Source organism: Paenibacillus cucumis (ex Kampfer et al. 2016), assembly GCF_019748695.1.
Taxonomy (GTDB): domain Bacteria; phylum Bacillota; class Bacilli; order Paenibacillales; family Paenibacillaceae; genus Paenibacillus; species Paenibacillus polysaccharolyticus.
Genome location: NZ_JACLIC010000007.1, coordinates 16,528 through 29,061, shown reverse-complemented (window position 1 = coordinate 29,061; position 12,534 = coordinate 16,528). Strand labels below are relative to the sequence as shown.

General features: G+C 47.1%; 8 protein-coding genes and 2 tRNA genes. All 10 read left to right on the top strand.

The annotated features are described in order from the left end of the window. Position 1: 1 nt before the first annotated feature. The 10 genes from H7T88_RS03070 (at position 2) to pheT (ending at position 12,526) form a co-directional block, all read left to right on the top strand. Complete coding sequence (locus H7T88_RS03070) at positions 2 to 1,117, top strand: DUF58 domain-containing protein (protein ID WP_221786820.1); 1,116 nt, start codon at positions 2 to 4, stop codon at positions 1,115 to 1,117. Further along, positions 1,114 to 2,433: a hypothetical protein gene (locus tag H7T88_RS03065; protein WP_221786818.1), complete on the top strand. Its 1,320-nt coding sequence runs from the start codon at positions 1,114 to 1,116 to the stop codon at positions 2,431 to 2,433. Before H7T88_RS03070 ends, H7T88_RS03065 begins: the two co-directional genes overlap by 4 nt. An 83-nt stretch (positions 2,434 to 2,516) precedes the next feature. After that, positions 2,517 to 3,473 carry an aldolase catalytic domain-containing protein gene (locus tag H7T88_RS03060; RefSeq protein WP_090922231.1) on the top strand — a complete coding sequence of 319 codons (957 nt, stop codon included), beginning with the start codon at positions 2,517 to 2,519 and terminating at the stop codon, positions 3,471 to 3,473. Between the two features lie 309 nt (positions 3,474 to 3,782). Beyond that, entirely contained in the window at positions 3,783 to 5,909 is a 2,127-nt protein-coding gene (locus H7T88_RS03055) for a bifunctional diguanylate cyclase/phosphodiesterase (protein ID WP_221786816.1), read from the top strand. A gap of 141 nt (positions 5,910 to 6,050) precedes the next feature. Then, a tRNA-Pro gene (locus tag H7T88_RS03050) sits at positions 6,051 to 6,124 on the top strand. 11 nt (positions 6,125 to 6,135) lie between these two features. Next, a tRNA-Gly gene (locus H7T88_RS03045) sits at positions 6,136 to 6,206 on the top strand. Positions 6,207 to 6,486: 280 nt separating this feature from the next. Continuing rightward, positions 6,487 to 6,684, top strand: coding sequence for a hypothetical protein (locus H7T88_RS03040; RefSeq protein WP_221786810.1), 198 nt, complete (start codon positions 6,487 to 6,489; stop codon positions 6,682 to 6,684). Further along, a complete protein-coding gene (gene abc-f, locus H7T88_RS03035) occupies positions 6,659 to 8,560 on the top strand; it encodes a ribosomal protection-like ABC-F family protein (protein WP_221786809.1) in 1,902 nt (633 codons plus the stop codon). Before H7T88_RS03040 ends, abc-f begins: the two co-directional genes overlap by 26 nt. Before the next feature lie 420 nt (positions 8,561 to 8,980). After that, positions 8,981 to 10,015, top strand: a complete 1,035-nt coding sequence (gene pheS / locus H7T88_RS03030) for a phenylalanine--tRNA ligase subunit alpha (protein WP_221786804.1) — start codon at positions 8,981 to 8,983, stop codon at positions 10,013 to 10,015. A gap of 57 nt (positions 10,016 to 10,072) precedes the next feature. Continuing rightward, positions 10,073 to 12,526 carry a phenylalanine--tRNA ligase subunit beta gene (gene pheT, locus H7T88_RS03025; RefSeq protein WP_221786803.1) on the top strand — a complete coding sequence of 818 codons (2,454 nt, stop codon included), beginning with the start codon at positions 10,073 to 10,075 and terminating at the stop codon, positions 12,524 to 12,526. Positions 12,527 to 12,534 lie beyond the last annotated feature (8 nt).

Genomic DNA, 12,534 nt, shown 5'->3' with positions numbered 1-12,534 from the left:
TATGGCACTTCTATGGCTTGTCGTTGTGGGGAGTTTAGTGATTGTGTTGCATGGCATATGGTTTGGACGGCCTGTGTTGCGAAATCTCAAGTATAGTAGACAGTTCAGCAAAACAAGGTGTTACGCTGGTGATGAACTGGAGATGATCGAAACGATATCCAATGAAAAACGAATTTCTGTACCTTGGCTTAGACTTGAAGCAATGATGCCTGCTTCATTTGTGTTTCGTTCAGGTTCAGGTATGGATATTAGTCAAGGTAATATTTATCAGAACCATAAAAGTGTTTTCACATTAAAACCGTATAATCGGATTACACGCACTCATCCGTTTGTCTGCTCCAAGCGGGGTGTGTACACGATGGATACAACTACCATGACCGGTGGAGATCTATTTGGAGTATGGCGTTCCTCAAAGCCGATTCCTGTGCAGATGACGATGATTGTATATCCTTCATTGGTTAACACGGAAGATATGCCAGCCATCTATCAAGTGTGGCAAGGAGAGGTGGAAGTTTCTCGGTGGATTGTGGAAGACCCGTTTCTAATCCTGGGGGTGCGGCCTTATGGGGCTGGTGATCCAATGAATCGTATTCACTGGAAAGCAAGTGCGCGGACAGGAGAACTTCAGGTGTACAAGCAAGGCTGGACGGCAGATCCCCAGTCATGGATTATTGTAAATATACAGGACTCTGCTGAGATGTGGAGTGTGGTTACTCGGCCTGAACTGATTGAGCAGGCACTCCGCTACGCAGCCACTGCAGCGGTAGAGGCTATTGGAAGAGGCTTGCCTGCTGGATTTGCACATAACGGCTACCATGTAGGCGGGGGACGCGATGTACTTCGTATTGAACCGGATTACGGTACACCTCATCTGGAGATGTTGCTGGAAGCTATGGCTGAAACTGAATTGAAGTGTTTGATACCGATGGAGCAGTTTTTGCAAGATGAAGTACGATTGAATGAAGAAGAGAAGCAGATTCGCAGTTATTTGTTGATTACATCATATGTCTCGGTTGCCATGGAACATGAAATCGAACGTTTGCATGAGCAGGGACATCGGGTAACGGTTTTGCCTGTAGAGCAGTTGAAGCGTGATACAGGGGCGGTGGGCGCATGAGTGAAAATGATGCAATAAAGCGAGCGCATATCATATCCATGTTGGCTGTTCTTTCGATAGGCATATATTTGTTTCCAATCTTTACGATCACATCATTGTATACCCGTGCTTATTTTCCATATCTGTTGTTCGGCTTATATGTTATGGCAGGCCTGCTCGGTCTATGGATTCAGCATCGTTTTACGAGCGTTATTGAGAAAAGCTCATTCGTTCGAGGTGTAATGGCATTTGCTATCTGTATTTTGTTCGTATGGGTTTCTGGTATGTTACTGACGCTTTCACTCCCAGCAATCATTACGCTTGGAGCAGGTTTATTTATTGCTGCACTCACAGGTTTGAATTTTGATTCTGCTTTTCATTCGAGCAGGCTTTGGCGCCTGCAACTCGTGGGTGTAATCAGTGCCATTGTATCCACGATCGCGGCAATGCAGATTGAATTCATGCTACCGATGCAGATGTACACGGGCTACATCTATGCTGCTGGAGTCATCAGTTTTGGATGTTGGATTGTGGGACAATACAGGGCACAACTGGATCGTGCGGTACTTAATGATGGCAAGCGCAGATTGGTCCTGCGGGAATTCACACGAGCAAACCACCTTCGGATCCTATGGATGTTAATTATTATTGCAGGTATCGGTGCTTTTCCGAGTCTTGCTGCATGGCTCGCACCGTTGCGGGATCGTCTGCTTGCGTGGATCAGAGGTCTGTTCGGAGCTTCTTCACCTCAGGAACCGCCACTTACACCTGAGATGCCGAATGAGCCGATGAACCTGCCGGATGAGTTCAGAGAGCCACCTTCAGATCCTTCTTTATTCTGGGAAATCCTCGGCTGGATCGTTTTTGGGGCAGCGGCGGCTGTGATTTTATGGCTTTTGGTCAAACTGGGCAGAACCATCATGGACAAACTGGCGGAGCGTTTCAAAGGATTGTTACAGCCTGTGCAAAAAAGACAAGAACCGAGAACGGAGTATGTCGATATCAGCGAAACGCTGGAGGTGCCCACAAAGGTTCGTAAACGATGGTTCCGCAAAAAGGAACCTGTCCCCACTCAGGCTGGAGAGCGTATTCGATACTATTATCGGGTATGGGTAAGCAATGCGATGGATCGGGGAGTAAAGGTTGAGAAGTCTTATACGCCACTAGAGACAGCGGAAAGCATTAAGGAGAGTTATCTTAAGAGTAAAGAGAGCACAGAGCAAGAGTTGGCAACGAGGCTTCCTGAAGTCTATAATGCTGTGCGCTACGGGAAGAAAGATGAACATAACCCGGATATGATTGAGATGGACCGAATCTGGAAATCTTACAGTAAATAAGCCCGGAATCCCTTTACTTTTCTTGTCACGTTCAAGTATCATGAGAGGAATACACAAGTTGGTCAGAAAAGGAGCAGACATTAATGAAGACAAATCATAGTAAAATTGTAGATTGTACCATTCGTGATGGTGGATTGGTGAATAATTGGGACTTTAGCGTCGACTTTGTTCAAAAGCTGTATGCAGGGCTGAATGAAGCTGGCGTTGATTATATGGAAATTGGCTACAAAAATTCGCCGAAGTTGCTTAAAGGCTCCGAAGATGCCGGACCTTGGCGCTTCCTGAATGATGATTTTCTTCGTAAAGTCATTCCGCAAAAAGGCAACACCAAACTGTCCGCACTTGTGGATGTAGGACGTGTAGATGAGAACGATATCTTGCCGCGCAGCGAGAGTATGCTGGATCTGATTCGTGTCGCTTGTTACAGTAAAGATGTGGACAAGGCGCTTGAACTGGTGCAAACGTTCCATGATCGCGGTTATGAAACAACACTGAATATTATGGCACTCTCGAATGTGATGGAGAATGAATTGCTGGAAGCTTTTGAAATGATCAAGGAGAGCTCCGTTGATGTCGTCTATATCGTAGACTCATACGGTAGTCTGGATCATAACGATGTGAAATATCTGGTGGAGAAGTTCAAAACTCATCTTCCGAACAAACGTCTTGGCGTTCACACGCATAACAACATGCAACTTGCGTTCTCTAACACGCTCGTAGCCGCTGAACTTGGAGTAGAATTGCTGGATGCTTCTGTATACGGTATGGGACGCGCGGCAGGAAACTGCCCAACGGAACTGCTGGTAGCACATTTGAAAGGAACCAAGTATAATTTACGCCCAGTGCTTGAAGTATTGGAACAGCTTATGGTTCCACTGAGAGAAAAAGAAGAATGGGGTTATATCCTGCCTTACATGATTACAGGGACGCTGGATGAGCATCCACGGTCGGCTATGGCACTTCGTTCATCGGAGAACAAAGACAAAGTCGTTGACTTCTATGATAAGTTGACAACGCCTGAAGTAAACTTCGATAAATAAAAATAGTCTTAAATACAGTTGTAAATTTAAAAAAACATGGCCTCTTACTCGAGGTCCATGTTTTTTTAGTTCTTTGTGCCTTGTTTTTACTCATTTTTCTGAATAGATATTCCTACTTATAACTATTTTTTAGTTCACGAATAGGGATTTAAATGTTATTATGTACCAGATAGAATATATGGATAATTAAATTAAACAGTGGTCAATATATGTTTTTGTCGAAATGTGTAATATACTTGGTGAATCAGATCAATAGAATTCAGTTGTACACGTATTACAGGATAGTGATCCCGGGAAGGAAAACATGGCATGAAGTTTAAAACGCAAGGTCAGAGTCAAATAGGTTGGGTCGCCATCGGCGGCTTATTGTTTTTCCTCGTAAGTCAATGGTTTCGTTCTTCTTCAGGCTATGATCTGAATTATTCGGGTTACCCGGTGATAACACTTTTAGGTGGATTTGCTGCAACGGCCGCCTGTATCGGTATTTATAATCAAAGCTGGCTATTTCAAACTCAAAAATTGACGCTACGCAGAGTGTTAATGACAACACTCTTTTTAATGTTAGGTCTATTTGAACTGGTGCATATCGTTTCGTTTGCAGAAGAAGTTCCTAACAGAGCGATGATGGAATCCGATTTTTCATTAATGATGTCAACAATGGGATCACTGGTTTGTTCTGCGGGACTGTTATTTATATATAGCTTACACGAGAAGCAAGTTGCATTACCGCGCAAATTTCTTCTGTTCAGCGCTACCCTTGGTGCCTTTCTGATTTTGTACATCTGTTCTATCCAAGAGTGGAGTTTTCTACCTGAGATGCTTGATGGTCATCTGCTTGGTAAAGTATTCACTCGCCTGCATTGGGTTGCAGGTCTGCTGTATGTTACTGGGGCTGTCGTTCTGTATGTGCAGTGGAAAAAGACAAAAAACGCCGATCTACCACCTATCCTGAGCGGTATACTCTGTTTTCTGCTAGGTCAGGGGTATTTCGTGACTGCAAGTATAGTAGACGATCTCAATCTGTTGCTTGGTATGCTCAGCAATTGTTTGGGCTACTTTTTCATTCAAAAGGGCCTCTATGCATCTGTAGTTGATACCCCCTTCCTGCAACAACAGGCCGCTGAGGCCAAAATGAATTATATCGCACACCATGATGACGTCACCGGCCTTCCAAATCGCCGTCGCCTAAGTCAACGCCTTCAACTCATGCTGGATGATGCTGTTGTGGAGGAAAAGCTCGTCGGTGTACTTGTACTTAATATTAACCGCTTCAAAACCATAAATGACTCCCTGGGACAACAGGCAGCTAATCGGGTTCTGCGTCAGGTTGGACAGCGATTGAATCATTCATCTCTTCCGGGAGAAGAGGTGTTTGGTCTAGGTAGAGATGAATTTGCGCTGACCATGACGGACTTTTATAGTACAGATACGGCATTACGCCGGACACGGTCCATTCTGCAACTTTTTGAGAAACCCGTTATGGTGGATGGGAGCGAATATCATCTTACGCTGGGCATAGGTATGGCGATCTTTCCTTATGATGGAGAATCTCCCCAAGAGATTATTCAGAATGCCGATACGGCTCTGCATAGTGCGAAGGAGCAGGGAATTGAACTCAACCGCTACGCACATGCCATGCAGATGAAAGCTCAGGAACGATTGCAACTTGAAAATGATCTGCGCAAAGCATTGGCTCGGGGGCAGTTTTATCTGGTATACCAACCTCAGGTGAATCTGCAAAGCGGACTGATCGTAGGCATGGAAGCCCTTGTGCGATGGCATCATCCGCAACGCGGTTCAGTGTCACCGGCAGAGTTTATTCCGCTGGCCGAGGAGAGTGGACTGATTGTTCCGCTTGGAGAATGGGTGCTGCGAGAGGCATGTGCACAGAACAAGCTATGGCAGGAAGCGGGATATCGCAAGTTATGTGTGTCCGTTAACCTGTCGATGAGACAGTTCAGACATTCCCACCTGCTCGACAGCATCAACAGTATTCTCAGAGAAACGGGACTTGAACCGGCATGGCTTGAACTGGAGATCACGGAGAGCATGACGTTTGACAAAGACCGGGCCTTTGAACAGCTTCATAAAATTAAAGAGATAGGTGTACATATCAGTATTGATGACTTTGGCACGGGATACAGCTCACTACATTATCTCAAGGATCTGCCGATTGACCGGCTCAAGATTGACCGATCATTTGTGAATGAAATAATGGAAGACAGCAATAACGCTGCTATTGTATCCACGATTACTTCGATGGCACACCATTTACAACTCAAGGTTACAGCAGAAGGTGTTGAGAACGAGGAACAGATGATGTTTCTTCGCAATCAGCATTGTCATGAGGCACAAGGTTATTTTTTCGGTAAACCGATTGAAGCGGCGGACTTTGAGCAAAGGTTCCTTAGAGATATTGACAAGCCTGCGGGATAAGGAGTAGCAGGGTCGCGAGAGCGTTCCTGCCTTTCTGGTATCCAATTCTAGGAAAAAACTGTTGATATGCCTTGCACGTTAGTGCGGATCGTGGTATATTAGGTTTTGTAAAATCACTGTTAACTTCCATTTGGAATTTAACGGGACGTAGCTCAGCTTGGTAGAGCACCTGGTTTGGGACCAGGGGGTCGCATGTTCAAATCGTGTCGTCCCGATTGTTCATTTTGCGGGTGTAGTTCAATGGTAGAACTTTAGCCTTCCAAGCTAATAGCGTGGGTTCGATTCCCATCACCCGCTTAACAGCAGTACCTGGAAAACCCTTGGATGTTCAAGGGTTTTTCTTTTTTTTTTTGAATTTAGATACAGATAATGACATCTTGACCTTTGCTTTTTTTCAATGATCTGGTACAATAACGGAGAATTGATACTACACATGAATGAGAGGTAACCATACGTCCCATGAAGTAAGACACATGAGGTGAACCCCAGTTAACTGCAGATTGTTGTATGACGCAGTCAGCCGAGCGGCTGAGCGATGAGGGGATTCGTGTGTCCAAATTCAGCTATAGGGAATAGTATGGAAGAAGCAAGTTTTTCGGCTTGCGTAGGCCCTCGTCAGGGTTTCTTTGTTCATGCTATGGTAGCCTCATATCTGTATTTTGAACGCGTTAATCCATTCAAAATTGCTAAACCGCCGGCTGATGCCAGCGGTTTTTTTTGGATTTTTTGTTCAGGAAGGATGAGGACTCATGACGACATTGGTGCGCTTACATGAAGTATCAAAAGAATGGAACGGTAATGAATTGTTTGCCGGATTGAACCTTGAAATTAACGAGGGCGAGCGACTTGCCATACTAGGCCGCAATGGATGCGGTAAAACGACACTTTTACGGATTATACTCGGCGAGGAGGATGGAGGTGGACGGATTGATCGTCAACTTCCATTGTCAGAATGGGGTTTCATGCGTCAGCGTTCAGAGGTGCCGAGTGGAATAAATGTATTGGATGCAGTAAGGCGGGAGAGTGGACGTATTGATGAAATCAAGCGGAAGCTGGAAGAACTCGAGCGCCGATTGAGCGATGCTGATGGTACCGAAGATAACGCTTTGCTGAACGAGTATGCCCGATTTTTGGAGGAATATGAGCAATTGAACGGTTACATGTGGGAAACAGAGGTGGAGAAGGTATTAACTCGCCTCGGGCTTACTACAGAACACTGGAGCAGGCCTTATCACTCACTCAGCGGTGGTCAGAAAACGAAAGCACGACTTGCAGGACTGCTGGTCAGCAATCCCAAATTTCTGATTTTGGATGAACCAACAAACCATCTGGATGAAGAGAGCATGCGTTGGCTGGAGACTTGGTTATCCGCATACGAGGGAACGGTGCTGTTTGTATCCCATGACCGGACATTTATTGACCGGGTAGCGACCAGTGTAATTGAATTTAATGCAGAGAAACTAACCAAATATAAGGGCGGTTACACCGATTACAAAGGCCATAAAGAGCGGGAACTGAAGGAACAGGAGACGATTTATCGCAAGCAACAGCTGGAACGTAAAGCACTGGAGGAGACCATTCGTAATTATCAGCAGTGGTTCCATAAAGCTCATGACTCCGCAGGAGGCCAAGAGGTGAAGATTACCCAGAGCTTCTACAAGGCCAGAGCCAACAAAAATATTTCGCGTTATCATGCCAAACAGAAGCAACTGGAGCGGCTCGAAAATGAGCGAGTGGATAAACCACGGGAAGCTACGAAACTTAACATGGAGCTACAAATGACTTCACTCGGTGCACGTCAACTTCTTGCGCTGGAAGAAGTGAGTTTTTCATACGATCCAAAGCAATCATTTCTTCATGATTTGCGGCTTGCGGTCGAGCGTGGGGATCGGCTTGCCGTGCGTGGGGCAAACGGAACGGGCAAGAGCACGTTGCTGAAATTAATAATTGGGGAGCTTCAGCCTTCGCAGGGAAAGATCAGCCGTCATCCCCAGCTTAGCATCGGTTACTTTTCACAAGAACTGGAGGGATTGCCTGAGGATGCAACGCTGCTGGACAGTTTGCTGGTTCTTCCTTCCATGACGCAAAGTGCCGCGCGAACCATCCTGGGATGTTTTTTATTTTCACGAGAAGATGTGTTTAAACGTATTGGAGATTTAAGTATGGGGGAGAAATGCCGTGTAGCCTTTCTACGGTTGTATTTCGGCGGTGCTAATCTGCTTGTACTGGATGAGCCAACGAATTATCTCGACATCGACACCCAGGAAGTGATGGAGAATGTGTTAAAAGAAGCCTCCGGCGCACTGGTTATCGTATCCCACGACCGGATGTTGATCCGATCTTTGGCGAATCGTCTGTGCGACTTAAAGCCGGATGGAACAGCATCGCTCTTCGAAGGCGGTGTAGCCGATTGGGAACAAACGGTGCAACTACGGGAGTCTGCACTGGACACACGTGATTCGGATGATGAGCGTCTGCGGCTGGAGATGAGACTGTCTGAGTTGCTTTCTCCCACAAGTCCTGCAGGAACGGAACGAGAACGCTTTTCGCTCACGGAGTCTGCGGCAGAGATGGGGGCGGAATCAGCCGAGATTCGTGTCATTCAGCAACGGTTGAAGGAGCTGAGAGATCAAGGTGCATCTGCAAATTAGCAATTGGGCATGCTTGCTATTTCACCGTATTTTGCATATAATAATGAACGATCGTCGATCATTGGTATCGATATAGGTTATGTTCATTTGAATAAACGTATTGATGGAGACAAGTAAGCAGTGCCTCTGGACAGGGAGGAAGCGCCGTAGATTGAGAGCGTTTCTGTAGAACCAGGCTGCCGAAATTCACTCCGGAGCGGTTCCCTGAACCTGATGATGTGTGCAGACACAGAGACGACAGTAGGGGTAAACGGTTAACGGTCGTTATTCCGTACAAAGTGAGACAGAACGTGTTGCAGAGCTTTTTTGCAATGTGACAACGGGAGTCTAACAAGGGTGGTACCACGGTCTTTTCGTCCCTTTTGGGGAGAAAAGGCCTTTTTTTGTTGCAATAACAGCATTTAAAGGAGGCAATTACACATGAAAGAACGTTTGGAAGCATTAAAGATCGAAGCGCTGGAACAGCTATCGGGCGTTAGCGATCCGCAGACGCTGGCTGATCTGCGTGTAAAGTATTTGGGCAAAAAAGGGGCACTGACTGAGATTCTGCGCGGCATGGGTTCACTAAGTGCCGAAGAACGCCCAATCATTGGGCAAGTGGGTAACGAGGTTCGTGGAGCGATTGAAGAAGTGATCAACAGTAAGCAGGAGCAGTTCCAAAAGGAAGAGACTGCGAAGCGTCTTCAATCCGAGAAGGTTGACGTAACCTTGCCGGGGCGTCGCGGACGTCAAGGCGGATTGCATCCATTGACCAAAGTGGTGCAGGAGATCGAAGATATTTTCATCGGGATGGGATACCGCGTAGCAGAAGGTCCTGAGGTGGAGATGGACTATTACAACTTCGAAGCTCTGAATCTGCCGAAGAACCACCCGGCGCGCGATATGCAGGATTCCTTCTATGTTACTGAGGATCTGTTGATGCGTACACACACCTCTCCAGTACAAGTTCGTACGATGCAAAGCATGAAAGGTGAGGTGCCTGTCAAAGTCATCTGCCCTGGTAAAGTATATCGCCGCGATGACGACGATGCGACACACTCCTTCCAGTTCCATCAAGTCGAAGGCCTTGTAATCAGTGAAAACATTCGAATGAGTGATTTGAAAGGAACGTTGCTGCAATTTGTGCGTGAAATGTTCGGCGCTCACACGGAAATTCGTTTGCGTCCAAGCTTCTTCCCGTTCACTGAGCCAAGTGCGGAAGTGGATGTAACTTGTGTACAATGCGGTGGTAGCGGATGTCGTGTCTGTAAGCAAACAGGCTGGCTCGAAATTTTGGGCGGCGGTATGGTTCACCCGAAAGTGCTGGAGATGGGCGGATATGACCCGGAGAAATACAGTGGTTTTGCCTTTGGTATGGGTGTAGAACGGATCGCGATGCTGAAGTACGGCATAGATGATATTCGTCATTTCTATAACAGTGATCAGACTTTCCTGAAACAATTCGGACGTCTGTAATGATATTGATTGTCAATGAACGTCAAACTAATACAAAGATTAAGGAAGTGAACGTGCATGAGAGTATCGACAGATTGGCTGTCTGATTATATTGCCCTTGAAGGTGTAACCCCACAGGAGCTGGCAGAAAAAATCACCCGTGCAGGGATCGAAATTGATGTTGTGGAGAACCGCAACCAAGGGGTAAACAAAGTTGTTGTCGGTTATGTGAAGAGCAAGGAGAAACACCCGGACGCTGATAAACTGAATGTCTGTGTAATTGATGCAGGACAAGAGGAAGAGCTACAGATCGTATGTGGCGCGAAAAATGTGGATGCGGGTCAAAAAGTAGCTGTAGCCCTTGTTGGCGCAAAGCTTCCAGGCGGGCTGGATATTAAAAAAGCGAAGCTGCGCGGCGTTGTGTCGCTTGGTATGATCTGTTCGGCCAAGGAGCTTGGCATGAACGACAAATTGCTACCTAAAGAGCAACAGGAAGGTATTCTTGTTCTGCCGGAAAACACAGAGATCGGCACGCCAATCAGCCAGGTGCTGGGTCTGGATGATCATGTGCTGGAGCTCGACTTGACGCCGAACCGTTCTGACGCCTTGAGTATGCGCGGTGCGGCATACGAAGTGGGTGCGATCCTGGGACGCGAAGTGACGTTGCCGAATCCGAAAGATCAACTGGTTGAAGCTGGTGATGAAGCGGCTAATCATATTTCTGTAGAGATCAAAGCCCAGGAGCAATGTAGCCATTATGCGGCTCGTTATGTGACTGGAATCAAGCTGGGGGCTTCCCCGCTCTGGATGCAGAACCGTCTCATGGCGGCAGGCGTACGTCCAATTAACAATATCGTGGATATTACCAATTATGTCATGCTGGAATACGGGCAGCCGTTGCATGCGTTTGATGCGGATAAGCTGGAGAACGGCCGTATTGAGGTGCGCATGGCACACGAAGGCGAAACGATTGTGACGTTGGATGGACAGGAGCGTAAGCTGGAACCGCATATGCTGCTGATTACCGATGGCGTGAAGCCTGTTGCCATCGCCGGGGTTATGGGTGGTGAAAATTCCGAGGTATCGGAAGGCACCGTGAATCTGCTTTTGGAGTCCGCCAAGTTTGATGGCGGAACGGTTCGGAAGACGTCGCGCCAACTGGGGCTTCGTTCCGAAGCAAGCTTGCGTTTTGAAAAAGAAGTAGACCCGGGTGCTGTAATTACGGCTCTGGATCGTGCGGCTGAACTCATTCAGCGTTATGCATCAGGCCAAGTACATCAAGGGATTGTGCAGGCTGGGGCTGAAGCTTCCGAGAAACGTGTCATTCAAATGTCTCTGAACAGACTTAATCGTTATTTGGGAACGGATCTTTCTCTGCTTGAGGTGAAAACAATCTTTGCCCGGTTGCACTTTGCATGTGGTGATGCGGAGCAGGGTGTTCTCGATGTGGAAGTGCCTACTCGCAGAGGGGATATCACGATAGATGTGGATCTGTTCGAAGAGGTTGCCCGTCTATACGGGTACGACAACATTCCAACAACGTGGATTGAGGGCCCGACTACACCAGTAGCATATACCCGTCCTCAAGCCATTCGTCGTACGATCCGTGGGTTGATGTCTGGCAGCGGCTGGCAGGAAATGATCAGTTATTCCTTTGTTCATCCGGACAAATCAGTGCTGTTCCCTGCGCTGACACAAGGAAGCAAAGCGGTTAAGCTGGCTATGCCGATGAGTGAAGATCGTAGTGTGTTGCGTACGAGCATTCTGCCGCAGATGCTGGATGCTGCTGTATACAACATGAATCGGAAGCAGGATTCGCTTGCTGTGTTTGAAGTAGGCAGTGTTTTCTTCACGGAGGAAGAGAAGCTGACGAAGCAACCGCATGAAATTCCGGTACTCTCCATGTTGCTTACGGGTGACCGTGTAGCGCAACAATGGAATGTAGGAGCAGAGAAAGTGGACTTCTTTGACATCAAAGGTGCACTTGAGAACTTGTTTGCTTATTTGGGGCTTGAGCAGCGGATTCGCTTCGTGGCGAACAGTCCGGAAGGATTCCATCCAGGGCGTTCTGCCTCCATCTATCTGGATGGCAAAGATGGAAGTGAAGGCACATTGATCGGTACTCTCGGTCAGTTGCATCCAGAACTACAGCAACAATATGATCTGAATGATGTTTATGTTGCTGAAATTGCTCTTGAAGCGATATATCAGGAAGCGGATGCGGATATTCGTTATCGTGAGCTTCCGCGCTTCCCGGCAGTAGAGCGGGATATTGCCGTGGTGGTAAACAAGAATATCGAAGCTGGCGACATGCTCCGTACCATCCGTGAATGTGCGGGTGAACTGTTGCAGAACGTACAGGTATTTGACGTATTCACAGGCAGCAAGCTGGGTGAAGACAAGAAAAGTGTGGCCATGGCTCTGGTATACCGAAACCGTGAACGCACGTTGACAGACGAGGAAGTTACCGAAGCTCATGCGCGGGTCGTAACACGTTTGGAAGAGCAATTCAACGCAGAACTGCGCAAATAGGACAGAAG

Coding starts and splice junctions, on each gene's coding strand:
- H7T88_RS03070 (WP_221786820.1), top strand. CDS start 2: ATGGCACTTCTATGGCTTGTCGTTGTGGGGAGTTTAGTGATTGTGTTG.
- H7T88_RS03065 (WP_221786818.1), top strand. CDS start 1,114: ATGAGTGAAAATGATGCAATAAAGCGAGCGCATATCATATCCATGTTG.
- H7T88_RS03060 (WP_090922231.1), top strand. CDS start 2,517: ATGAAGACAAATCATAGTAAAATTGTAGATTGTACCATTCGTGATGGT.
- H7T88_RS03055 (WP_221786816.1), top strand. CDS start 3,783: ATGAAGTTTAAAACGCAAGGTCAGAGTCAAATAGGTTGGGTCGCCATC.
- H7T88_RS03040 (WP_221786810.1), top strand. CDS start 6,487: ATGGAAGAAGCAAGTTTTTCGGCTTGCGTAGGCCCTCGTCAGGGTTTC.
- abc-f (WP_221786809.1), top strand. CDS start 6,659: ATGACGACATTGGTGCGCTTACATGAAGTATCAAAAGAATGGAACGGT.
- pheS (WP_221786804.1), top strand. CDS start 8,981: ATGAAAGAACGTTTGGAAGCATTAAAGATCGAAGCGCTGGAACAGCTA.
- pheT (WP_221786803.1), top strand. CDS start 10,073: ATGAGAGTATCGACAGATTGGCTGTCTGATTATATTGCCCTTGAAGGT.